We start from the raw sequence: 23,774 nt of genomic DNA on the forward strand, positions 1-23,774 counted from the left end.
GATATACCTATGTGAGATCGCTGTGAATGATTTCAAGTAATCCGCTATTTAATACGTAGGCCAGCCTGCTGAATCCCATTTCAAATCACTAATCAGCAGCTTTGGATTTCCGCCATCGGTGGCATCATAGGCATGACGCGCAATCACACTGTTGTTATAGACAGATTGTCCGCCCGGTCCCTTCCAGCGATCATTCCCCGCATCCAATATCGTTCCACCGCCGTCCATCATGTTTTTTCCGCTCTTGTCCACATACGGCCCGGTAATACTGGTGGAGCGACCATAAACGATTTTGTAATTACTATTTACGCCTTTGCAGCAGTTATCAATGGAAGCAAACAGATAATAATAGCCGTTGCGGTATGTAACATGCGGTGCTTCCAAACCTCCAGCCGTACGTCTAGCAATAGAATAAATCTGGCCCGTAGGCTTCATCGTATTTTTATCCAGTCGAGTTACTTTCAAGCCCGTATTCCATGAACCGAAGGAAAGCCACGGGTTTCCGGAAGCGTCAATGACCAGATTCGGGTCAATCGCATTATAATCGTCAGAATCCGTTGTACGCAGCACTAGTCCATCATCTCTCCAGCTTCCCGCGCCAATGCTCGTTGCTGAAGTTAAGCCAATGGCCGAAGTGCGCGATCCAAACGTAGAAATGGAATAGTAAACCCAGACACGTCCATTGTACTTTTGAGCATCCGGTGCCCATACATCATTAGTCTTTTGCTTAGGTACATACGATTTCCACCAAGATGGTGGCGACAAGAAGATTTGCGGCAATCTGTAAAAATTGCGTCCGTCATCCGATCTTTGAACCTGTATCCCCTGCCCTGTGGAGAAAATATACCATGTATTTCCTTCCTTGGTGATGGACGGATCATGTACTGCCACATCGCCTGTTAACGCCCAATGCTCGGCCGATGTGGACGGCACCACGGACAGCAACAAAGCAGCCGAAGTTACGGCAGCAAATGCTGTTCGGGCGAATTTACCCTGTACTGATTTTTTCCATGCTTTCAACATTCTTTCGCACCTCCGAATTAATATTTTATGATAAAAATCAGGTGATACGCTTATTACATTAGTGTTTATACTTATGAAGTTACCCATATATTAACCTATCAACTTCAGTTTTGTAAACGCTTTATTTCAAATAAAAAGAAATTTATAAACTACGCATAACATTGCATATACAAAAAAAAGAGCCCGTAGGCTCCTTGTTAGATAAGCATATTAAACAAATTCTCATTTTTGTTCAATTCCGTATAGTTAAGCCCTTTGCGATTCATTCGTTCAATTAAAGGAAGATAGTCTTCCTTGTGTAACAATTCAATACCGACCAGCGCCGGGCCATTTTCTTTATCATTCTTTTTCGTATACTCAAATCTAGTAATGTCATCGTCCGGTCCAAGCACTTCCTGAAGAAACTCACGCAGTGCCCCTGCTCTTTGCGGGAAATTCACCATGAAATAATGTTTTAGCCCTTCGTATATCAGGGAGCGTTCCTTAATCTCCTGCATACGATCAATATCGTTATTGCCACCACTGACGATACAGACTACTGTTTTGCCTTGAATCTGCTCACGATACAGATCAAGTGCTGCTACAGGCAGCGAGCCCGCAGGCTCCACAACAATCGCATTTTCATTATACAGCGCCAGAATCGCTGTACATGCCTTGCCTTCCGGTACCTTCACAATATCATCCAAGGTATGTTTACAAATGTCATACGTTAACTGACCCACTCGCTTCACCGCAGCCCCGTCAACGAACTTGTCTATTTGCTCCAGTGTAACGACCTTGTTCAAACGCATCGCTTCCGTCATTGATGCTGCGCCCAGGGGCTCTACGCCGATTACTTTGGTGGTCGGACTCACAGTTTTAACATATGTGCTTACGCCTGCCGCCAAACCGCCGCCGCCAATCGTCACGAACATATAGTCCGCAGGTGTATCCAGACTCTCCATCACTTCCATCGCAATCGTACCATTACCCGCGATAATTTTCGGCTGATCGAACGGATGGATGAAGGTCATTCCCTGCTCGCTACACACCTTCATAGCCTCGTCATAAGCATCGTCAAATGTATCTCCGGTCAAAATAACCTCTACACTGTCTCCGCCAAAGCGACGTACCTGCTTCACCTTCTGATTAGGCGTTGTGCTCGGCATAAATATTTTACCATGGATGCCGAGCGCGTTACATGAAAAAGCCACACCTTGTGCATGATTACCCGCACTCGCACACACGATCCCTTTTTCCATCTGCTCAGGAGTCAAACTGCGGATCATGTTGTAAGATCCACGGATTTTAAAGGACCGCACAACTTGGAGATCCTCTCGCTTCAGATACACATTACAGTTATATTTGGCCGATAGGACGGCATCCCTCTGTAAAGGTGTACGAACAATCACCTCACGCAGCATATGATGCGCTCGTACAATATCCTCCATGCCAACGGTTGACGCCGTGGCCGGTTCTGTTTTCTGGGTTTCTGTTGGTTCCATAGGTTCTCCACGCTCCGCCTGAATATTTCTGTATTTGAAATCTTTCAAACATCATACCACGTTTACCTATAGCTTGTGCAGTTGATAGCCATGAAAATGAGAATGAAAATCATTGAATCCATAAAAAAAGCAGGTCGAGACAATGCCCGACCCGCCTTTCCTGACTCTATACATTTCAGTATTCAATCGACTCATTCAGCACCGTAATGATTACCCTTTTACCCCGCCTGCAGTCATCCCTTCAATAAAGTAACGCTGGAAGAACAGAAACACGACGAGAATCGGCAAAATAGCCAGGACTGATCCGGCAATCAACACATCATAATTGTTGCCATATGGCGTCAGCAGACTGGACAGACCGATTGGCAGTGTCAGCATGTCGTTAGTACGCAATACGATCATCGGCCACAGGAAGTTATTCCAACTGTTCATAGCCTGTAAAATAGCCATTGCCGCAAAGGCAGGTGCCATCAGAGGCATCATAATCCGCACAAAAATACCATACTCTGAACAACCGTCAACTCGTGCAGCATCCATAAAATCCTTGGGTACTCCGCTCAAATATTGACGGAAGAAAAAGATCGGAATCGGTGCGACGACAAACGGCAAAATTACACCCCATACCGTATTGATCAGCTTCATACCGATCATTAGTTTGTAAAGTGGCAGCATGATAATTTCTACCGGGATCATCATCACGACCAGCACCAATGTAAAAATCACATTTTTCAGTCTAAAACGATACATCTCCAGGCCATACCCGACCATTGCGGACAATATCAGACATAACACCGTAAACAAGACGGTAATGACAAGACTATTCCAGTACCATTGAAAATAATCCGTCGTCCCCTGAAAGATGAACGCATAGTTTTTCAAGGACATGATGGCCCACTCCAGCTTGAGATTCAAGCCATAGCGCAGCAGCTCCGTTGATGGCTTGAATGAGGCAAGCGTCACGGCAAATAGCGGAAACAGGGCGAACCCGGCAAACAGAATGAACAGGACAACGAGAAATGCGGATAATGGGCCTTTTTGTTTCTGAGCCATCGCTTAATCCTCCTTCCGAAACATGCCAAAAAATTTGAGCTGGATCAGGTTCAGTACTAATGTGAATACGAGCAATACAATGCCCACTGCCGCTCCAAAGCCCATACTATTCTGTTCCAGACCTTGGCGATAGAGATAGCCAACAATCGTTAACCCAATATCATTCGGGGAGTTATTTCCGTTCCACAACATATAGCTCTCGGTGAACATGGATAACCCGGCATAAATACTAATCGTAAATACGTAGATCGTCACGGGTTTCAGCATAGGAATCGTAATCCGCCAAAATGAATCGAAACGACTGGCTCCATCAATCTGTGCAGCTTCATACAACTCGGGAGGAATGTTCTGGAGTCCCGACATGTAGTACAGCATATTTACGCCTAGCCATCTCCATAAGGCCAGCACGATCAACGCTAAAAAGCCGGTGTTCGCGTTCATTAGCCATTTGTAAGGCTCAAGACCGAATAACCCCAACAGAGAGTTCATCAGCGAGCCGTCCAACTCCCCGAACATGAGTCGGAAGATTGTTCCTGCTACCACCACTGAGGTTAGTGCGGGTATAAACATCACGGAGCGAAACAGCCCTCTGCCCGGCATTTTAGGCGAATTCAGCAATACCGCCAGTACCAGTGGCAGAGGAATCAGCACGACCAGTGTAAGCAGTGTGTACAGGACGCTGTTCAATATCGCTTTTCCAAATGTAGGATTCATTAAATCCTTATAATTTTCCAGGCCCACGTAAGTTGTTATCCCCGGCAGAACTTCCTGAAAGCTCATAATGACCGTCGAGATGACCGGATACGCAAAAAACAGTGCAAAGGACAGTAAAAATGGAAGGACAAATACATACGGTGCCGTACGACTGGAATGAATAAATCGGCTCCATTGACTTCTGGTCGGACGCTGAGTTTTTGGCGGCTGACCTGTCGGTACATTAGCGTTCGTATGAACGGGCGTTGCCATGAATCTCACTCCCTTTCCTGTTGGGGTCTATCTCAGTTCATCTGCTAGCTCATGCAGCACCGTGGCTGGATCTTCGCCACTCTGTAGTGTCCGATAAAGTATTTTATTGCGTACAGCACTGGCGATGTCAGGCGTTTTCGGTCCGATATGCACCGCATTGATCTCATCTTTGACTTCGATCAGCGTGTCAAAAATATTCGTTCCGAAATACTCCGTAAATTTATTTTTGGCTTTGGCTTCCGGCATTGTCCACACTTCACTGCGGATGGGATCAAACCCTAGCTGCTTCCAAATCTCCACATTCCCTTGCTTGGACAGCTTGGCAAAGGCTAGAAAACGCATCGCCAAATCCTGGTGCTTTGACTGGTTCGTGACTACCGTTCCGGTCCCGCCCATACCTGCTGAGCGATAGCCGCCTTTTTCCCACGCCGGCATCGGTCTAATGATGATTTTTCCTTTCAAGTCAGGCATGTAATCCGTAAAACGTCCCATATACCACATCGGCATCCACACCGAAGCGGCCCCGCCTTTGTTCATAAACCCGTAGTATTCCTCCATATGATGCCCGCCGCCCGGTGCGGGAATAGCGATCTTGTCTTTTATCATCTGTTGGAGAAACTCAAGTGTTTTAATATTGGTTTCGTTATCCAGCGTCAACTCGCCCTTATCATCCAAAAAATCTGAATTTTGCTGTGAGATCATCGGCCAGTAGCTCCACAGGTCATTGGTCTCCAAGGTTGCCATCGGCTTGCCCGTTTTTGCCAGCACTTGCTTGCCAGCAGCAGCATAGTCTGCCCAGGTAACGATGGAATCCGGGTCTACCCCCGCCTGATCCATGATCTCTTTATTGTAATACATCACTTCGGCTCCAACGTGGAAGTCAATGCCGTAATACTTACCGTCTTTGCCGTAAATCTGTACTCTGGAAGGCACAATGTTATTGATCTCAGGGTCAATCACCGGATTGAGCGGGACCAGTTGCGGTATTCCTTTGAGGAAATTACCAATTTTGTTGACCTCAATATCCGCGATATCCGGCGCTCCCACCCCTGATTGCAACGCAATCGAGAGCTTGCTGTGGTGGTTGTCATAAGGAAATGTATTCGCTTTCAAGTTAATCAATTCATCAGGGTGCTGTTGGTTCCATTGGTCAGCCATTTGCAGAAAAAACTTCTCATGCAGTTCATTGAATGTCCACAATACAAGTTCTGTTCCCGGCCCATCCTTTTCATCGCTCTTGAAAGAACAACCTTGCAGCAGTCCAGCCATCAAAACCACCGCCATAAGCATCAAAGCCATGCTTTTTCTTCGCAGCAGCATATCCTTCCCCCTTCGCATGATGAAATCCTAATTCGTAAATGATTGCGCTTTCTTTTATTATTTAACATCAATACAAATTAGTTTACAACAACATTATTCAAAAAAAATTCGTTTTTGTGTAAAACAGATCTCATTGCATTATAGGGGGAAAATGAATTGGATGGGAATATGATGATTTCTGCATAAAAAAAAACGACCCAACTTCAATTGAAACTCGGAGTTGGGTCGCGCTATGTTAACTACTCTTGCGAATGTGCTGCTTCGTCTTTCACTTCTTCTCGAAATGATCTAATACTTTGTTTACGACGATTATTTTTTTCTTCGATCTGCTTACGCTCCTCATTGCTGATTTCAGAGGAAAATTCGTTTAGGTATCCTTCAGCCTCATGAAGATTCTGCAATGTATTCTGAATATTTTGTTGCAAATGCTCCACATTATCTGCTCGATTATCCGGTTTTGCCATCGGTTTAACGCCTCCTAATCATAGAATCGCTCACTAGAGCGCTAAACCGTAGCTTGATCGTTATCGAGTTATTTTATACATTAAAATGCTTCCCAAACCATTGGCCTGCTGCTTCGGCTTCAGTGCGAGTCAATTGATGACCATTGCGTTCCAAGTAGGCTTCCACCTGCGCTCCGGCCCCCTCCAGCAGGGCTTGCAGCTCCTGAGATTCCGCCGCTGGAACAATCGGGTCATTTTCACCAGAAGACAGAAATACAGGGACACCGTTCAACTCCGGCAGTTGCAGCCCTCGCAATGGCACCATGGCATGATGGAGAATGGCCCCACGTAGCGCTTTTGCATCATGAAAGAGCATACTGGCCGCTATGTTGGCTCCATTGGAATAGCCCAGAGCCACCACGTTGTTACGGTCAAAATCATATTGCTCTGCAGCTGAATCTACAAATTCGCTTAGTTCTTTGGTACGAAATACGAGATCCTCAATATCGAATACCCCCTCAGCCAAACGGCGAAAGAAGCGCGGCATCCCATTTTCCAATACATTACCTCTCACGCCCAGCACAGACGCTCCCGGTGCTACCATATCAGCCAAGGGTAGCAAATCTTGTTCATTCCCGCCGGTACCATGCAACAGCAAAATAACCGGGGCTTGCGGATCATTTCCTTTACGAAAGACGTGTTTCATATCTATTCCCTCCTCTAATTAACTTTAAATTAAGAATCTTATTTTTTGTATAAATTAATTATAGCCCATTTCACTGCTTTATACAAACATAATTGACCTCGTTCATTTTTTCTAAAATGATGTCTTGTTCCATTGACATGTAGTATAGCTGTATTTTACTATGGTGTTAGATATTTAGAATATTATCTAAATATCTAAAGGAGGAAATGTATTTTGAACGATGCCTTCAAAGCTTTGGCTGATCCGACCCGGCGTACAATCTTGCAGCTTTTAAAGGAAAAAAGCATGAGCGCAGGCGAAGTAGCTGAACATTTTCAAATTAGCAAACCCAGCATCTCCCACCATCTCAATATCCTGAAGCAGGCTGGGCTGGTGCTGGATGAACGACAGGGGCAAAACATTATCTACACCCTGCATACAACGGTTGTGGCGGATGTGATCGGTTGGATGTTCAGTATCGCCCACTCCGATACCCCTGCGAAAAAAAATAGGAATCATATTAAGGATGAGGAGGAATCTGAATGAAATTTCGAACACCTTGGAGCTTGACGGATGTTTTGACAACTTTGATTGCCTTATCACCCGCCATAGGCGCGATACTGCTGTACGACCGACTACCCAATGTTCTAGCCTCGCATATTAACTTTAACAATACAGCAGACGGGTATACGAGCAAAAGTGGTTCTATTATCATGCTCGTGTTGTTGGGCCTAGTCCCGCTGGTCATTCGATTGGCACGCCACATGGACCCCAACAGAGCTAATTATGAAAAATTTTCAAAAGCCTATGAAGTTACGCGTGCAGGTGTTTCTGTAGTTCTCGCTGTAGCTGGATGGGGAATGCTGCTGTATAACCTGAATATACGACTGCAAATGAATGCTATAATTTTAGGGTTAATAGGCCTGATGCTGATGGTGATGGGGAATTATATGACTCAGGTACAGCCGAATTATACGTTCGGTATCCGCACGCCGTGGACTCTGTCTAATCCCGAGGTATGGCGTAAAACGCACCGTTTCGGGGGGCCTATGATGATGCTTGGCGGTGCTTCAGCGTTGGTGGCGGCATGGGTCGGTGGAATGGCGGGAGTAGTCATTTTCCTAACCGTACTGATCATATCCGTTATCTCTCCTGTACTCTATTCTTACTTGTTGTATCGTAAGCTAAACAAGTAAATAGACAAAGCCACACCTGAACCTAAAAAAGGAACCTCCCAAACCGCGATAAAAGCAGAATGGGAGGTTCTTTATACATCTACATATTCAATTAAAACAACAGTTTATCGGGATGGGTGCCTACACGCTCATCCAGATGAAGGCCATTGATTCGGTCAATATCCTCAGTCGTCAGTTCAAAATCGAACAAATCGGCATTTTCGCGGATACGATGCGCGGTAACCGATTTGGGAATCGTCACAATCCCCCGATCCAGATGCCAACGCAAAATAACCTGAGAAGTCGTTTTGCCGTATTTAGCAGCAATCTCAACAATGTCTGCCTGCTCCGTCAGTTTCCCCTTCATCAGAGGACTCCACGATTCAAGCTGGATCTGGTGTTCCCGACAGTATTGATGCAGTTCTTGCTGTGTCAGACGTGGGTGAAGCTCTACCTGATTGATGACAGGTACAATATTACTGTCTTTCAGGAGGTCTTCGAGATGGTGAATTTGGAAGTTGCTTACTCCGATTGCGCGTACGCTTCCTTCTTCATACAGCCGTTCGAACGCCTTCCAAGTTTCCTTGTACTTGTCCTTGCCAGGCCAATGGATAAGGTACAGGTCAATGATATCCAGGCCCAACCGCTTGCGGCTTTCCTCGAAGGCACGCAGTGTTGAATCATAGCCCTGATCTTGATTCCATAGCTTAGTGGTCACAAACAGATTATCTCTGTCCGCTCCACTGTCACGAATGGCTTGTCCGACCAGTTCCTCATTGCCGTAGATCGCCGCGGTATCAATGTGTCGGTAACCGACCTCAATCGCTGTTTTGACTGCTTCGTAAACCTCATTGCCTTCCGCCTTGTACGTACCAAAACCAAGCCAAGGCATCTGAACTCCGTTATTTAGTAAAGCTGTATCCGCAATATTCCCCATGTCTATCTCCTCCTATTCCTAGTTATGAATTATCCAACGAGATGATTACAGTTTAGTCGCATCCTGAAAAGCATTCACTTCAAGTGGAGCAGCCAACAATTCTTTAGCAGCAGCAACAAATGCCTGGAAATGGGCAGACTTGTTATGGAAATCTACAGCTGCGGCATCCTTCCACTCTTCAACCATCGTAAATGCGTTGGGATCATTCAAATCCTGCATTAACGTATAGCGTACATTGCCTTCTTCAGCTTGGGATGCGCTGATCAACCCTTGGGTTTGTTGCAAAAAGGTCTCTCTCTTTTCTGGTAAAACTTTCATATCAGCATGAATAATAATCATAATATTTTCCTCCTCACATTATGTAACTATTTCTATTATAGACCATTCTTTCGATAGATTAAAAGTGCGGCCGTTTCTCGAATACAGTAAAATGAATGGTATTGGGGAGTTGATCGCTGATCTACTGCTCCTATATTTTGTTTAATGGCGGTGAAGGCATGTGCGTTTTCAGACAAAATTAATGGTTTTCATATCCCTTCTAGTGCTGGTCGTTACCGGACTGTTGGGATTATCCTTGCGCTATATGATTACCTCCGCCTTGTACGAAGAGATTGGGAAAAGGGCGCTGACCGTAGCCAATACGCTTGCGGTAGATGCACAGGTCAGGGATGCTCTAGAACAGACCGACACAACGCAATTACGTGCGCGGATCAACGAGGCAGTGAAGCCCGTCCAAGCCAGGAGCGGCGCTGATTTTATTACAATTGCAGATCGTCATCTCATTCGTCAATGGCATGTTAACCCGGAACGCATCGGACAGCCTATGATGGACCCGCTGAATACTAAGGTGCTGCAAGGGCAGTCCTTTATTACGGAATCCACCGGCTCTCTCGGACCGTCACTGCGAGCCAAAACCGCAGTCTATAATGAACAAGGCCAAGCTATCGGACTCGTTTCTGTAGGTTTTCTGATGACAGATGTGGCGCAAAATATTCGTACATACACATATACATGGCTATGGTTCATGATAGGCGCGCTGATGATCGGCATATTAGGAAGTTTGGTTATAGCACGACGGGTACGGCGCGAACTGCATGGGCTGGAGCCAGTTGAGATTGGACGGTTGTATCAGGAAAAGCAAGCCATTCTCGAATCCATAGGCGAAGGGATTATCGCGGTTAATAGCAGTGGACAAGTCACACTTGCCAATCCACAAGCCGTCCGTTTGCTGGGCCTTCCCCCGGAAACTAGCCTCTATGGATGCGAGCTTCGTCACTTGGCGGGCGCTGCAGATCAACTAGCAGATGTACTTGCTACAGATTTTATCGAGAAGAGTCCAAGCATGAAGCCCGATCAGGAACAGAACGTATTCAATGAAGAAATTGAGATCCAACAACGAGTCGTAGTCGTCAGCCGTGTGCCGATCAAGGATCGATTCGGACGAATGCTGGGCACGGTTGCCAGTCTGCGCGACAAAACAGAGCTGCTTCGCATGACGCGGCAGTTGACGGAGGTCAAGGATTATGCGGATGTGCTACGATCACAAACACATGAATATACCAATCGGCTATATCTCATATCCGGTCTGATTCAGTTGGAGTGTTATGACGAAGCAGTGGACTTTATTACTCAAGAATCGGAGGAGTACCGTGTACATCGTTCCGTTTCCTCTTCTCTTTCACCTGATTCAATCATCGCCAGCCTGCTGGTCAGCAAGAAAAAACAGGCGTTGGAAAAAGGGATTGTACTCCATTCATATATTAAAGGAGCATTTTCAACTCCGTCTCCTACGTTGGAGTGGTCGCTTCTTGCTGCCATTGCCGGAAACCTGCTGGACAATGCCATGGAAGCAGTTGCGATAGGCTCTATACCTGACGGACAGGTATGGTTCCGGCTGGAAGAAATGACTGAAGCCATCATCGTCGAAGTTGCAGATAATGGATCGGGTATTTCAGAGGATATCCAGGAAAAACTGTTCGTTAAGGGAGCATCAACCAAAGCAGAGGCAGGACACGGATATGGCCTCGCTCTCGTGCAGGAGTACACCGAACGAATGAGTGGCTCCATAAAAGTACATGAACGGCCTGGTGGTGGTAGCATTTTTGAAGTATACATTCCTTTAAATAGGACAGACACGGGGAGCAATAATGCAAAAGGAGGTTACGTCCATGAATGAGCGGGTTTTATCGGACATTGAGGTTCTTATTATTGAAGATGATCCGCGAATTGCGGAGATTAACCGACGATTTATTGAAAAGGTGGACGGGTTCACTGTATGTGCAATAGCAACGAACGAATTTGAGGCAAAGCTTCAACTAGATGTTCTGCGTCCGTCTTTAGCCGTGCTGGATGTTTATTTTCCCGATACGAATGGTCTAACCCTGCTATCGTTCATCAAGCAACACTATCCGGGTACAGATGTCATTATGCTGACTGCCGCCAAAGAAGCTGAAACTGTGGTACAAGCGGTTCGCGCAGGCGTATTTGATTTTATCGTAAAGCCGCTCGTATTCGAAAGATTGCGAGCGACCTTAGAGGAATATGCCCGTTTTCGCCGCCAAGTCACAACATGGCAAGAGGAACAATCTACGGTGGAGCAATCGGAAATTGACCGTCTACTACAAAGCGCAGGCACGGGTCGGATGACGGGTAACGGAGTCGGAGAGCTATGGGCCAAAGGCATTGATAAAGTCACTTGCGAAAAGGTGCTTGATCTCCTGAATCGACAAGGTGAGGTTACTACGGGTACAGTGGGAATTGAGCTAGGTATGAGCCGATCTACCGCTAGAAGGTATCTGGAGTACTTAGTGGAAAGTGGCGATGCGCACCATGATCAGGTATACGGGACCGTCGGCAGACCGGAGCGTATCTATCGCAGACGGCAGGAAAATGCATAAACCACCAATTCTGCCGTTCGGTCTCTTCCTTCCTCTCTCCTCGGTTGTGATTTTAATGAACTTAATTCGCTTAATAGGCTAAAATGGTTTAAATGATCACATTATTTACGTCCCTCTTCCCGATTGCTAGAATGGTCAACAGTTAGTTAATTGATAATGATTATCAGTTTCTCTGGTAAGCATATTTGGAACGGGGGACAATACATGGCAACACCAAAACAGCCACTACCACTACGCACAGGCATGCTGCTTGCAGCGATTCTGGTACTACTGACAGCCGTTATGGCGGGATGTGGAGGCCAATCACAAAATAATAATGCAGCAGCACCTCAAACCACAGGCGACACTCGAACGATCAAACATGAGATGGGAGAAACCAAAGTTACAGGCAAACCTAAAAGAATCGTAACGTTGGAATTCTCTTTTGTCGATGCCGCTACCCAACTGGGTGTGATGCCTGTCGGCATAGCTCAGGAAAATGAGGATGATATCGATGGTCTGCTTGGTAAAAAAATCGACTTTACACCTGTCGGCACACGCAAACAGCCGAACCTGGAAACGATCAGCTCCTTGAAACCCGATTTGATTATTGCTGATCTAAACCGTCATAAGAGCATATACAAAGAACTAAGTGAGATTGCTCCTACCATTGTTCTTAAGAGCCGCAATTCCTCTTATGAACAAAACCTGGCATCCTTCGGCGTTATCGCTGACGCGTTGGGTGAGAAGGAAAAGGGTGAGCAAATTCTCGCAGCACATAAAGCTACCATGGCAAAGCTGAAAGAAGGCATCCAAGCTGGTGAGTCACGCAACGTATTGCTTGGGGTATTCCGTTCGGATTCACTATCGGCTCACGGCGCTTCATCTTTTGATGGACAACTGCTGGAGCAAGCAGGCATCCACAATGCGCTTCAAAATACAAGCGAGCCTACAGTCAAGCTGACACTGGAGCAGATTGCACAAGCTGATCCAGATGTGATCTTCTTGGTGGAAGCCGATGAGAAGCTGCTTGCGGAATGGAAGCAAAATCCGTTATGGCAAAACATTACGGCCGTGAAAAAAGGGGAAGTTTACGAAGTAAACCGGGCACTGTGGACCCGGTACCGTGGACTCGGCTCTGCCGAGAAAATACTGGAGCAAGCGATTTCGCTTCTGTATCCCGCGCAAAATAAAGGAGACGGCTCCCGTTGATCGGACAAGCCTTACGCGACCGGCTAAATAAGCCGGTCGTCTTTGCACTTCTATTCGCGCTGCTGGCTGGACTGCTGCTGAGCGTGGCAATTGGCCCAGTCAGGATGGACATCCCCACCATGCTGACTGCGCTGTTCACCGAGCATCCGTCCAAGGATCAGCTCATTATCTTGACGATACGCCTACCACGTGCCGTCATTGGCCTGATCGTCGGCGCCGGGCTTGCCGTGGCCGGAGCGCTGATGCAGGCCATCACACGCAACCCGCTGGCTTCGCCGCAGGTTTTTGGAGTCAGCTCTGGCGCTTCGCTGGCTGTCGTCCTGTCAGTCGTGCTGCTGCCGAATATCGGGTCGTCCGGCAGCATTTATTTTGCTTTTGTCGGAGCGATCGCAGGCGGTTCCTTCGTATACGCATTGGCCGGAACGGCGGGCATGACGCCAGTCAAGTTGGCCCTTGCTGGGATGGCTGTGCATCTGCTGCTGGCCTCTGTCACTCAGGGACTGCTCGTGTTTAACGAGCAAATATCCGATGTACTGTATTGGCTCGCCGGAGCCATCGACGGGTCCACTTGGGCCGATACGCGTCTGGTGCTGCCCTGGTTCGCCGTCGGTATGATCCTTGCACTGGCACTGGCCCCCTCGCTATCTGTGCTTAGCCTCGGTACAGAGGTCGCACAGGGACTGGGGCAAAATGTACGTCTTGTCCGCTTACTGGCCTCAGCCTCAGTTATTATGCTGGCAGGCTCTGCTGTAGCGGTAGCCGGGTCTATCGGCTTTGTGGGCCTGATGGTGCCGAATATCATCAAGGTGTTTACAGGCGATAATTACAAACGGGTCATCCCCCTGTCTGCAATCTGCGGAGCTCTGCTGCTGACATATGCAGACGTGCTTGGACGATTTATTGCCTTTCCTTATGAATCGCCCGTTGGTATCGTAACTGCGCTGGTGGGCGCGCCATTCTTTTTATATCTGGCGCACAAGAACGGGAGGGCTTCACGATGAAAAAGCTGTGGATTTTACTCGTGTTAATGCTGTGTGTTTCCTTTGTAGCTATCGGCGTGGGCAGCACCTACATTACACCCGCTGAGCTGATCGCCGCTCTGACTGACCGAAATGCCTCTTCCTGGTTCATCGTTCACCATTACCGACTGCCTCGTGGCCTGCTGGCCATCATGGCCGGTGCTGGCCTTGCAGTAGCTGGCGTGCTGCTGCAAGGCATGATCCGCAATCCACTGGCTTCGCCGGATGTGGTGGGTGTATCCAAGGGAGCCGGCTTTGCTGCGGTTCTCGTCATCGTGCTGCTCCCCTCATCCCCCGTGGCGCTACTGCCTGTAGCTGCCTTTGTCGGTGCCGGATTAGCTGCACTACTGCTCGTACAGCTTTCGATGAAGGGAGGCATGCGTCCTAACATGCTAGCCTTAACCGGGCTGGCGGTAGGTGCTATTTTTCAGGCTGCAACCGATTATATTCTGGTCAAATACCCACTTGAAGCCAGCGATACGCTGACTTGGCTAGCTGGAAGTCTGTGGGGCAAAGGCTGGGATGAAGTATATGGACTTTTGCCGTGGTTAATTGTATTGCTGCCTCTCGCCTATACGCTACAGCGCAAGCTGGATATTATGAGTCTGGATGAGGAAAGCTCCGCTGGCTTGGGACTTAGCGTGAAGCGTATGCGCACAGGACTGCTGGCCGTATCCGTGGCCTTAGCTGCTTCCTGTGTCGCTGCCATCGGCTCCATCGGCTTTATAGGACTGCTGGCACCACATCTGGCGCGGCGTTTGTTTGGCAATCGCCACCGCTATCTATTGCCCGGCGCAGCCATGATCGGTGCCCTGATTCTCGTCCTTGCCGATGCGCTTGGACGGGGGCTGAAGCCGCCGCTCGAAATTCCCGCTGGCATCGTGACAGCCGTGATTGGCGCGCCCTATTTCCTGTATCTCTTGCTACGGGAACGCAAGCAAAAAAGCAGCGGATAAAGGACATGTTCTCCATTACAGCTAAACGCTGCACGATAACGTAGCGTTTAGCTGCATTACCTCCCCACCTGTACACTGATCTCAGATAACATAAAAAAGGAGAGTCAGCCTGTATATAACACAGGCTGACTCTCCTCACCCCTCAACACTTACGCTGGATAGGGTACTTCTGTTCCATTCAAAATGAGGTGCATCCGAATTTCCGCTTTTAAGGAGTCGGATACTGCACAATATTTTTCCTTACCCATCTGAATCGCTTTCCATACACGGTAGTCTGGAATATCTCCGTCCACGTGGAATGTCAGATCAATCGCTGTAAACCCCGTTGGCATTTGTTCCTTGCGCGTACCTTCTGCATCAATATCAATTCGCTGAATGTCCGACAAAAAACGATCCAAAATCATCGTAATATCAATACCGATACATCCCGCCAGACCCGCAAGCAGCAGTTCCATCGGTGTCATCCCTTTACCATCACCGCCATAAGCCGCCGTAGCATCCATCCCTACGGAATAACCGGATGGTCCTTCCGATGTAAACGCGCGTTTGCCATGCCAAGTTGTAGATACTTTCATAATCAATTGCCTTCTTTCCATCTTAGTGATCTATGATTTATTCTCGATCTAACTTAAAATTCGCTAATTTGACGCAAAAATTTTTGTGTCCTCTCATGCTGGGGAGCATCAAAAAATGCCTGTGGCGCAGCCTCTTCCACAATGATTCCATCTGCCATAAATACAACCTTGTCGGCCACCTCGCGGGCAAATTTCATTTCATGAGTCACGACGACCATCGTCATTCCGTCTTGAGCCAACTCCCGCATAACTCCCAGCACTTCACCCACCAGTTCGGGATCAAGCGCCGATGTAGGCTCATCGAACAGCATAATCGCCGGGTCCATCGCCAGTGCACGTGCAATAGCTACCCGTTGCTGCTGTCCACCGGACAGACGAGTTGGATGCACATCCTGCTTATCCAGTAAGCCCACTCGCTTCAATAGCTGTTGTCCGATAGACATAGCCTTGTCGCGCGGCATTTTCTTTACTGTCAGCAGTCCTTCAATGACATTGCCGATAGCTGTTTTGTGAGGATACAGATTGAATTGCTGGAACACCATCCCCGTCTGCTTGCGAATATCACGAATGGCCACTTGGCGGGCACGAACAGGAGATGTAGCATCAACCTCAATCCCGTTCACCTCAAACTTGCCGGAAGACAGCTCTTCTAGACCGTTCAGACAGCGCAGCAAGGTACTTTTACCAGAGCCGCTGGGACCGAGCAATACGACGATTTCACGAGCGGCAACCTGAAAATCTATGCTTTTCAGAACCTCTACCTGTCCGAATCGTTTACCTAATCCGTTTGTTGTTATCATCATCTATCATCTCCACCTTAATAAGCTCGAGCCAGACGCTTTTCCACCCGCTCCAGTATAGCGGAGAATCCAATGCTCATAATCCAATACATCAGGGCAATTTCGAGCAGAAACGGCATGTAGAGCAAATACTGCGCCTGTAAAAGCTGTGCCTGCCGCATCAATTCACTGACCCCGATAACTGACACCAGCGACGTTTCTTTAAGCATACCCACGAACGTATTCCCCATCGGTGCAATTGCAATGCGTACCGCCTGCGGAAGAATGATACGCCACAGCGTTTGACCAGGCGACATTCCCGTAGCATAAGCGGCCTCGGTCTGTCCCTGCGGTACGGCTAAAATAGCTCCACGGAACGTCTCCGATAAGTACGCCCCTGTATTAATACTGAGCGCGAGACAAGCAGCCGTTAACGATCCAAATGATATTCCGTAATCATCCAGACCATAATAAATGACCGCAATCTGCACCAAAACCGGCGTTCCCCGGATGATCGATACATACATGCGGGCCAGCCACCGAACAGGTCGATTCCCTTTCAATCGAGCTACAGCAACAACCAGACCAATGATTAGACCAAACAGCATAGAAACAATCGTTATATACAGCGTATAATAAGCGCCCTTCAATAAAAAAGGCATGTTCTCCCACATTAATTCAAGCATCGGTTATATTCCCTTCTTTCAGACGAGTGGCCCCATGTCAGCATAAAAGCCAAGACTGGAGCCAAACGCCTGTAACAGGCTTACGTTATTCTTTTGGCTCCTCGCCAAACCATTTTTTGAAAATTGTTTTGTAAGTGCCGTCTTCCTTCATTTCCTTCAGAGCCTTGTTCAAGGCTTCCTTCAGCTCAGGAGTTTTCTGGTTAATAGCTACAGCCGCCTGATCCGATTTAATCGGCTCGCCTACAGCTTTAATTTGAAATCCGTTTTTGTCGATAATGGGCTTAAGAGCATACAGATTGTTAATGGTTGCATCAATACGACCAGAGTTTAGATCCTTCAATGAAGTAATAACATCATCATATGTTTTGATCTCAAAATCGCCTATCTTTGGCAGCACCTCGTTGCGCAGATAAGACTCATCATTTGTTCCCAAGCCGACACCAATGGTTTTGCCTTTAAAGTCTTCCAACGTCGTAATGTCATTGGTTTTACTGTTCACGATAATATTCACATTATTGGTGATATAGGGATCTGTGAAGTCAATGGCCTTCTTACGATCCTCTGTAATCGCCACCTGGCTAACCACTGCATCGAATTTTTTCTTTTGCAAACTTGGAATCAGTCCCGAAAATTCTTGTGCCGTGAACTCCGCTTTTACTCCAATCCGTTTCGCCAATTCTTTGGCAATATCCACATCAAACCCGTCCAACTCCTTGTTGTCGTTCAAGAAATTGTACGGCGGGTAAGTACCCATCATGCCTACCTTCATTACACCAGCCTTCTTGATGGCTTCGAGCTGATTGGCGGCTGCCTCGTTACTGCTGCCTGCTCCATTGCTAGTATTCGAAGCTTCTGGCTTTGTACCGCAAGCGCTCAGCACAAGACTGAACAATGCCAGAGCCATGAGTGTGGTCACCAAGAATCCTTTTTTACGTGTTTTCATGTATCGTTCTCTCCTGTCTAGATGTAAATGTTTAAGTTTGTAAGTGTAATTGGGCTATATTAATTGTTGCCCACTACTCATTCATGCGATGTTGACCGTCTAGCTTTGGCCTAATAGTCCGTAAAATTCAAAATTAGCAGCCTCTTCTGCCAATCTTGTAGCGGATACCTGCTTGATATGGTCATGTGTTCCCTCTGAACCGAATAGCCAGCGTATAATGACACCTTCGATCATGCTCATGAGTAATGCTGCCCTCAATTCGACATCTAATTCGGCAGGCAACATGTTCAGCTCGATCGCTCGCTCCATATTGCGCCGGAATGCAAGCTCCATCGCAGTCCTTGTTTCACGGATGCTCTGCCTCACTGGTTCATCGACACCGCTGCCGATCAGCAGCAAACCCATCAGATAACGGTTCTCGAATGCAAAATGAAATAGCCGAACAAACAGCGCTTCCGATGCCTTAACCATATCAGCCAGTGTTCCCGCATCACGGCGATACCCCTGCCCGATCGCTGACAAAAGCTGTTCACGACCTGTAGCGATAATCTCCAGCGCCAAGGCCTCTTTACTTTTAAAATGCCAATAAAATGTGCCTTGAGCTACTCCTGCCTCCACCACGATATCTGAAATCTTCGTTTGGTGATAACCCTGCTCAGCGAACCGCTTTAACGCAATGTGAAGAAGCTGTGTTCTGCGGTCTGTTTCTTCTCCCCCGTGGTCAACAGGTGAGTCATTCGAAAGGGTTTTGGGCTGCTTCGCCTTGCGTGGCTGCATGGGTTTCCTCCTCCCGATTGATCAGTCAGTCAGTTTTGTATTTTTAATCCTATAGGATAAGTATACTTTTGTCAAACGAAAAAGAGGACCTCCGAAGAGGTCCTCTGTATCCTATATATTGCTGTTATAGCAATGCTTTTGCCGCAATGTCTGTACGGTTTTGCTTGCCTTCAAAGGTAATATGAGCAGCCTGTTCGTAAGCTTTGTCCCGTGCCTCGGCAATGTCACGTCCCAAACCAACCACGCCTAACACGCGTCCGCCGTTCGTGACCCACTCACCCTGTTCGTTGATGCCTGTTCCGGCATGGAAGACGATAGCTTCGTTTGCCTGGTCCAGTCCGTGGATAGGTACTCCTTTGGCGTAAGCTGCAGGGTAACCCCCTGATGCCAGCACCACGCACACCGCAGCTTCATCCTTCCACTCGATCTCCACCTGATCCAGTGTGCCGTTCACCGCTGCGAGAAAAATATCGAGCAAATCGGATTTTAGTCGAGGCAATACGACTTGTGTTTCTGGATCACCAAAACGTGCATTAAACTCAATGGTCTTCGGCTTGCCGTCCGGCGAAATCATCAGTCCAGCAAATAAAACACCACGGAACGGGCGTCCTTCAGCAACCATAGCCTTGGCCGTCGGCTTAATAATCGTCTCAATGGCTTCCTCAATAATGGAATTGGCTATGTGAGGCAGCGGGGAATATGTTCCCATGCCACCTGTGTTCGGTCCTTTGTCACCATCAAAAACCGGCTTGTGATCTTGCGCCGCTGCCATCGGCCGTACCGTTTCACCGTCAACAAAGGAAAGAATCGACATTTCCTGTCCAGCGAGGAACTCCTCGATCACGACCTGTGCGCCCGCTTCTCCAAATACCTTTGCCACCATAATATCGGACAGAGCCCTTTCCGCTTCCTCCATTGAGTAAGCGACTGTCACGCCTTTGCCTGCTGCCAGTCCATCGGCCTTAATGACCACCGGAATCGGCTGGTCCTTTAAGTAGGCATGTGCTGCCTCATAGGTATAAAATTTGCGATAAGTTGCTGTCGGAATTTGATATTTATGCAGCAAATCTTTCATGAAGATTTTGCTACCTTCAATTTCCGCCGCATTTTTACGCGGTCCGAATACTGGGATGCCTTTGGCTTCAAAGGCATCCACAATGCCGTCTGCCAGCGGATCATCGGGGCCTACCACGACCAGTCCGACTTTTTTGGATTCCGCCAGTTCTGTCAGCGCGTCAAACTCACTCACCGGAATCGGCACACACTCCGCTAATTGTCCAATACCAGCATTACCTGGCGCACAATAGATTTGTCCGGCCTTGGGGCTTTTCTTCAGCGCCCATACAATTGCATGTTCGCGGCCGCCCCCTCCGATAACCAAAATATCCATTCAGGTGATTCCTCCCGCTCCCAGTATGATCGTTCAGGTGTGCTGCATCCACAACTCACGCAACTTAGTGCTTGAAATGACGTACGCCCGTAAAGACCATAGCAATGCCATATGCGTTAGCAACCTTGATGGATTCTTCGTCTTTGATGGAGCCGCCCGGCTGAATGACTGCCGTGATGCCTGCTTTAGCTGCCAACTCCAGCGTATCGCCCATCGGGAAAAATGCATCCGATGCCAGTACCGCACCTTTTGCTTTGTCACCGGCCTGCTCGATTGCAATCTTGGCCGCCCCGACACGGTTCATTTGTCCTGCACCTACGCCAATGGTCATATTATCTGCTGCCAGTACGATAGCGTTGGATTTCACATGCTTAACCACTTTCCAGCTAAACAAAAGTTGTTTCAGTTCCTCCTCGGATGGCGCGCGCTCTGTTACAACTGTAATTGCATCCGGGTCTACAGCGTGAACGTCATTTTGCTGAACAACCATGCCACCTTCAAGGGAAGTCACGACGAAACGGCTCTTTGCCTGCTCAGACGGTGAAAGCTCACCCAGATCAAGCAAACGAATATTTTTCTTTTTCGTTAAAATTTCCAATGCTTCTTTGGTGAAACCTGGTGCCAGTATAATTTCCAAAAAGATTTCACTCAGCTTGCTCGCTGTATCGCCGTCAATAATCCGGTTAGCCGCGACAATGCCCCCAAAAATCGAGGTCGGATCTGCTGCGTAAGCTTTGCTGTACGCTTCATAAATACTGCCGCCAATTCCTACACCGCAAGGATTCATATGCTTAACTGCGACTACTGTCGGCTCGCTGAATTCTTTGACGATTTGGAGGGCTGCATTAGCGTCATTGATATTATTGTAAGACAACTCTTTGCCGTGAAGTTGCTTCGCAGTTGTCAGTGTACCCTTGGCCGCCAATGGCTCACGGTAAAATGCAGCCTGTTGATGAGGATTTTCTCCATAACGCAAATCCTGAATTTTTTCATAGGTTACAGTGTAACGCTCAGGCAACGGATCACCTGTCACATTCGACAAATAATCGGAAATCAAAGCGTCGTATGACGCCGTATGACGGAACACTTTTGCAGCCAAACGCTTACGAGTATTCAGCTCCGTGTCGCCATCCTTACGTATTTCCTCCAGTACAGTGCTATAGTCATCAGCATCGACCACTACACTGACAAAAGCATGGTTTTTTGCCGCTGAGCGGAGCATCGTTGGACCGCCGATGTCGATATTTTCAATCGCGTCCTCATAGGTTACACCGGGTTTGGCGATCGTTTCCGCAAAAGGATACAGGTTCACAACGACCAGATCGATATAATCCAATCCAAGCTCCTTCATTTGACGCTGATGCTCTTCATTATCCCGAACAGCCAGCAAACCGCTGTGTACCGCAGGGTGGAGTGTTTTAACACGTCCATCCATAATTTCTGGAAATTCCGTTACCTCTGAAATACCGATGACAGGAATACCCTCTTTCGACAGCAAGCTGCTCGTTCCCCCTGTCGAAACGATCTCCACACCCAATTTGGACAACTCACGGCAAAACTCTACGATTCCCCGTTTATCTGATACGCTGACGAGCGCTCTTTTAATACTCACCCTGTCTCCTCCTTTAGCTCTTTCAGAATTTTGCAAATTTCTCTTCTATCAATTTATTTCCCGAGAAATATCGAAAAATGCCTGTACAGTATCCTTGTTAGGACAATGATATGACAAATTACAGTTATCTTTAGAGAAGTGAGTTCACCTTGCGGCCATTCAATTGGATTTTGCCTTGGGCCAGTCTGCCAACTACCTCAGGATATAGCTGACGTTCCACGGATTGAATGGCTACGGATAAGGATTCCGCTGTATCATGATCGTGAACCTCCACGACACGTTGGGCAATAATCGCCCCAGTATCCATCCCCCCGTCCACAAAATGGACGGTGACCCCACTTACCTTGACCCCATAGGCTAATGCCTGTCCAATAGCATCTTTCCCTGGAAATGCCGGAAGCAGCGACGGATGAATATTAATGATTTTCCCAGCGTACGCATCAACCATAACACTAGATAGCAAACGCATATAGCCTGCTAACACGATGAGATCAATCGATTTCTGCTCCAGCAAAGCCACTAATTCACGCTCATAGTCTTCTCGGGCAGGATAATCTTTAGGACGAAAAGTATGACAGGCAATTCCAGCTTTCTGTGCTCTAGCTACAGCAGGAGCCGCAGGCTTGTCACAGATGAGCAGTTCTACCGAGGCGCCGCCCAGCTCACCCCGCGCAGCCGCATCCACCAAAGACTGAAAGTTCGTCCCTTCGCCTGATGCAAAAACAGCAATCCGGTACTCGTTCATTACACCTCGGCTCCTGTAAAGGTCACGATAGAGCTGCCTTCCGTTACTTTTCCGATCACATACGCAGCTTCACCCTGTTCCTTCAGAACTTCCAGTGCGGTCTGTGCGTGCTCTGCACCGACAACGATCACCATTCCAATCCCCATATTGAAAGTCGTGAACATGTCTTTGTTGGAGATTTCGCCATTTTCCTGCATGAGCTGGAAGATCGGAAGAATCGGCCAAGTGCCGTATTGTATATCCACATTGACGTGATCCGGTAACACTCTAGGGATATTTTCAATAAAACCGCCACCAGTGATATGCGCCATGCCTTTTACTTTTACCTTATCCAGCAATGCCAACACAGATTTCACATAAATTTTCGTAGGCTCCAGCAGTACATCGCCCAGTTTGCCATTCAAGCCTTCGATTTCATCATGCAAATTATAACCTTGCTGTTCCAATAACAGCTTGCGAACTAGGGAGAAACCATTACTGTGAACGCCACTGGAAGCTAGTCCGATTACGGTATCTCCAGGAGCAATGGAACTGCCGTTAATGATTTTGCTTTTATCTACAATCCCTACCGTGAATCCGGCAATATCATATTCGCCCTCTCTGTACATCCCCGGCATTTCTGCGGTTTCACCGCCGACCAACGCACAACCTGACTGGTGACAGCCCTCGGCAATACCGGCGACAATCGCTTCGATTTTCTCAGGTATAACCTTGTCACAGGCGAGATAATCGAGAAAAAAGAGTGGCTCCGCGCCCCCTACGACAATGTCGTTTACGCACATCGCAACTGCATCAATGCCGATGGTGTCATGACGATCCATTGCGAAGGCAAGCTTCAGCTTCGTGCCGACACCGTCAGTACCAGACACAAGTACAGGCTCCTCGTACTTATCTTTATTCAGGCCGAACAATGCACCGAATCCGCCCAAGTCCGTGAGCACTTCCGGACGGAAGGTACGTTTAACGTGCTTTTTCATCCGTTCTACTGCTTCATTACCAGCAGCGATATCTACCCCTGCGTTTTTGTATGCTTCGGACATTCATGAACACTCCTTCAAATGATTGACCCTCCTAAGTCCTCCCTAGCAGGGAGGATTCCATGGGGCTGCTCCCCCTGGACC

25 protein-coding genes are annotated in these 23,774 nt (G+C 47.8%); 7 read left to right on the plus strand and 18 right to left on the minus strand.

The features are described 5' to 3' along the window. Window positions 1–48 precede the first annotated feature (48 nt). The 7 genes from ACXHJ2_RS19085 to ACXHJ2_RS19115 all read right to left on the minus strand — a co-directional run bounded on the left by ACXHJ2_RS19085 (window position 49) and on the right by ACXHJ2_RS19115 (window position 6,992). Window positions 49–1,023 (minus strand): glycoside hydrolase family 43 protein, encoded by a 975-nt coding sequence (locus tag ACXHJ2_RS19085; protein WP_165082804.1) that lies wholly within the window; start codon window positions 1,021–1,023, stop codon window positions 49–51. A 197-nt stretch (window positions 1,024–1,220) separates the two neighbouring features. Continuing rightward, window positions 1,221–2,507 carry a threonine ammonia-lyase IlvA gene (gene ilvA, locus ACXHJ2_RS19090; protein WP_165082806.1) on the minus strand — a complete coding sequence of 429 codons (1,287 nt, stop codon included), beginning with the start codon at window positions 2,505–2,507 and terminating at the stop codon, window positions 1,221–1,223. A 210-nt stretch (window positions 2,508–2,717) separates the two neighbouring features. Further along, the gene (locus ACXHJ2_RS19095; protein ID WP_013369500.1) at window positions 2,718–3,557 is read right to left on the minus strand and encodes a carbohydrate ABC transporter permease; all 840 of its coding nucleotides are present in this window, start codon (window positions 3,555–3,557) and stop codon (window positions 2,718–2,720) included. A gap of 3 nt (window positions 3,558–3,560) precedes the next feature. Next, window positions 3,561–4,523: a carbohydrate ABC transporter permease gene (locus ACXHJ2_RS19100; RefSeq protein ID WP_013369499.1), complete on the minus strand. Its 963-nt coding sequence runs from the start codon at window positions 4,521–4,523 to the stop codon at window positions 3,561–3,563. A 27-nt stretch (window positions 4,524–4,550) separates the two neighbouring features. Continuing rightward, window positions 4,551–5,843, minus strand: a complete 1,293-nt coding sequence (locus ACXHJ2_RS19105; protein ID WP_013369498.1) for an ABC transporter substrate-binding protein — start codon at window positions 5,841–5,843, stop codon at window positions 4,551–4,553. Window positions 5,844–6,082: 239 nt separating this feature from the next. Next, entirely contained in the window at window positions 6,083–6,307 is a 225-nt protein-coding gene (gene tlp / locus ACXHJ2_RS19110; protein ID WP_013369497.1) for a small acid-soluble spore protein Tlp, read from the minus strand. Window positions 6,308–6,380: 73 nt separating this feature from the next. Continuing rightward, a complete protein-coding gene (locus tag ACXHJ2_RS19115; protein WP_165082808.1) occupies window positions 6,381–6,992 on the minus strand; it encodes an alpha/beta hydrolase in 612 nt (203 codons plus the stop codon). Window positions 6,993–7,205: 213 nt separating this feature from the next. On the opposite strand from ACXHJ2_RS19115, the gene ACXHJ2_RS19120 reads away from it, so the two are divergent. Both ACXHJ2_RS19120 and ACXHJ2_RS19125 read left to right on the plus strand, forming a co-directional pair. After that, window positions 7,206–7,517, plus strand: a complete 312-nt coding sequence (locus ACXHJ2_RS19120; protein ID WP_058710746.1) for an autorepressor SdpR family transcription factor — start codon at window positions 7,206–7,208, stop codon at window positions 7,515–7,517. Beyond that, window positions 7,514–8,167, plus strand: a complete 654-nt coding sequence (locus ACXHJ2_RS19125) for an SdpI family protein (RefSeq protein ID WP_013369494.1) — start codon at window positions 7,514–7,516, stop codon at window positions 8,165–8,167. Before ACXHJ2_RS19120 ends, ACXHJ2_RS19125 begins: the two co-directional genes overlap by 4 nt. 91 nt (window positions 8,168–8,258) lie before the next feature. On the opposite strand, the gene ACXHJ2_RS19130 is transcribed toward ACXHJ2_RS19125, so the two are convergent. Then, complete coding sequence (locus tag ACXHJ2_RS19130; protein ID WP_165082810.1) at window positions 8,259–9,083, minus strand: aldo/keto reductase; 825 nt, start codon at window positions 9,081–9,083, stop codon at window positions 8,259–8,261. 45 nt (window positions 9,084–9,128) lie between these two features. Beyond that, complete coding sequence (locus tag ACXHJ2_RS19135; protein WP_017426184.1) at window positions 9,129–9,422, minus strand: putative quinol monooxygenase; 294 nt, start codon at window positions 9,420–9,422, stop codon at window positions 9,129–9,131. A 181-nt stretch (window positions 9,423–9,603) separates the two neighbouring features. Between ACXHJ2_RS19135 and ACXHJ2_RS19140 the strand changes: the two genes are divergently transcribed. The 5 genes from ACXHJ2_RS19140 (at window position 9,604) to ACXHJ2_RS19160 (ending at window position 15,146) form a co-directional block, all read left to right on the plus strand. Then, on the plus strand, window positions 9,604–11,259 hold the full coding sequence (locus ACXHJ2_RS19140) for an ATP-binding protein (protein WP_446724856.1): 1,656 nt from the start codon (window positions 9,604–9,606) through the stop codon (window positions 11,257–11,259). Then, a complete protein-coding gene (locus ACXHJ2_RS19145) occupies window positions 11,252–11,980 on the plus strand; it encodes a response regulator (RefSeq protein WP_013369490.1) in 729 nt (242 codons plus the stop codon). Before ACXHJ2_RS19140 ends, ACXHJ2_RS19145 begins: the two co-directional genes overlap by 8 nt. A gap of 204 nt (window positions 11,981–12,184) precedes the next feature. Next, entirely contained in the window at window positions 12,185–13,171 is a 987-nt protein-coding gene (locus ACXHJ2_RS19150; protein WP_165082814.1) for an ABC transporter substrate-binding protein, read from the plus strand. After that, window positions 13,168–14,172: a FecCD family ABC transporter permease gene (locus ACXHJ2_RS19155; protein ID WP_165082816.1), complete on the plus strand. Its 1,005-nt coding sequence runs from the start codon at window positions 13,168–13,170 to the stop codon at window positions 14,170–14,172. The genes ACXHJ2_RS19150 and ACXHJ2_RS19155 overlap by 4 nt, the downstream gene beginning before the upstream one ends. Continuing rightward, complete coding sequence (locus ACXHJ2_RS19160; RefSeq protein ID WP_129548717.1) at window positions 14,169–15,146, plus strand: FecCD family ABC transporter permease; 978 nt, start codon at window positions 14,169–14,171, stop codon at window positions 15,144–15,146. The genes ACXHJ2_RS19155 and ACXHJ2_RS19160 overlap by 4 nt, the downstream gene beginning before the upstream one ends. A gap of 149 nt (window positions 15,147–15,295) precedes the next feature. On the opposite strand, the gene ACXHJ2_RS19165 is transcribed toward ACXHJ2_RS19160, so the two are convergent. The 9 genes from ACXHJ2_RS19165 to purM form a co-directional block, all read right to left on the minus strand. Further along, window positions 15,296–15,721: an OsmC family protein gene (locus ACXHJ2_RS19165; protein WP_013369486.1), complete on the minus strand. Its 426-nt coding sequence runs from the start codon at window positions 15,719–15,721 to the stop codon at window positions 15,296–15,298. Between the two features lie 53 nt (window positions 15,722–15,774). After that, window positions 15,775–16,524 (minus strand): amino acid ABC transporter ATP-binding protein, encoded by a 750-nt coding sequence (locus ACXHJ2_RS19170; protein WP_274597492.1) that lies wholly within the window; start codon window positions 16,522–16,524, stop codon window positions 15,775–15,777. Between the two features lie 14 nt (window positions 16,525–16,538). Beyond that, entirely contained in the window at window positions 16,539–17,186 is a 648-nt protein-coding gene (locus tag ACXHJ2_RS19175) for an amino acid ABC transporter permease (RefSeq protein WP_165082818.1), read from the minus strand. Between the two features lie 85 nt (window positions 17,187–17,271). Next, entirely contained in the window at window positions 17,272–18,129 is an 858-nt protein-coding gene (locus ACXHJ2_RS19180; protein ID WP_129548715.1) for a transporter substrate-binding domain-containing protein, read from the minus strand. 99 nt (window positions 18,130–18,228) lie between these two features. Continuing rightward, window positions 18,229–18,906 carry a TetR/AcrR family transcriptional regulator gene (locus ACXHJ2_RS19185; RefSeq protein ID WP_090736855.1) on the minus strand — a complete coding sequence of 226 codons (678 nt, stop codon included), beginning with the start codon at window positions 18,904–18,906 and terminating at the stop codon, window positions 18,229–18,231. A gap of 124 nt (window positions 18,907–19,030) precedes the next feature. Next, the gene (gene purD, locus ACXHJ2_RS19190; RefSeq protein WP_165082820.1) at window positions 19,031–20,296 is read right to left on the minus strand and encodes a phosphoribosylamine--glycine ligase; all 1,266 of its coding nucleotides are present in this window, start codon (window positions 20,294–20,296) and stop codon (window positions 19,031–19,033) included. Between the two features lie 64 nt (window positions 20,297–20,360). Next, window positions 20,361–21,908 (minus strand): bifunctional phosphoribosylaminoimidazolecarboxamide formyltransferase/IMP cyclohydrolase, encoded by a 1,548-nt coding sequence (purH, locus tag ACXHJ2_RS19195; RefSeq protein WP_165082822.1) that lies wholly within the window; start codon window positions 21,906–21,908, stop codon window positions 20,361–20,363. Between the two features lie 130 nt (window positions 21,909–22,038). After that, window positions 22,039–22,653 carry a phosphoribosylglycinamide formyltransferase gene (gene purN / locus ACXHJ2_RS19200; RefSeq protein ID WP_058710753.1) on the minus strand — a complete coding sequence of 205 codons (615 nt, stop codon included), beginning with the start codon at window positions 22,651–22,653 and terminating at the stop codon, window positions 22,039–22,041. Next, window positions 22,653–23,693, minus strand: coding sequence for a phosphoribosylformylglycinamidine cyclo-ligase (gene purM / locus ACXHJ2_RS19205; protein ID WP_165082824.1), 1,041 nt, complete (start codon window positions 23,691–23,693; stop codon window positions 22,653–22,655). The genes purN and purM overlap by 1 nt, the downstream gene beginning before the upstream one ends. Window positions 23,694–23,774 lie beyond the last annotated feature (81 nt).

This window comes from Paenibacillus sp. ALE3, from assembly GCF_054113405.1.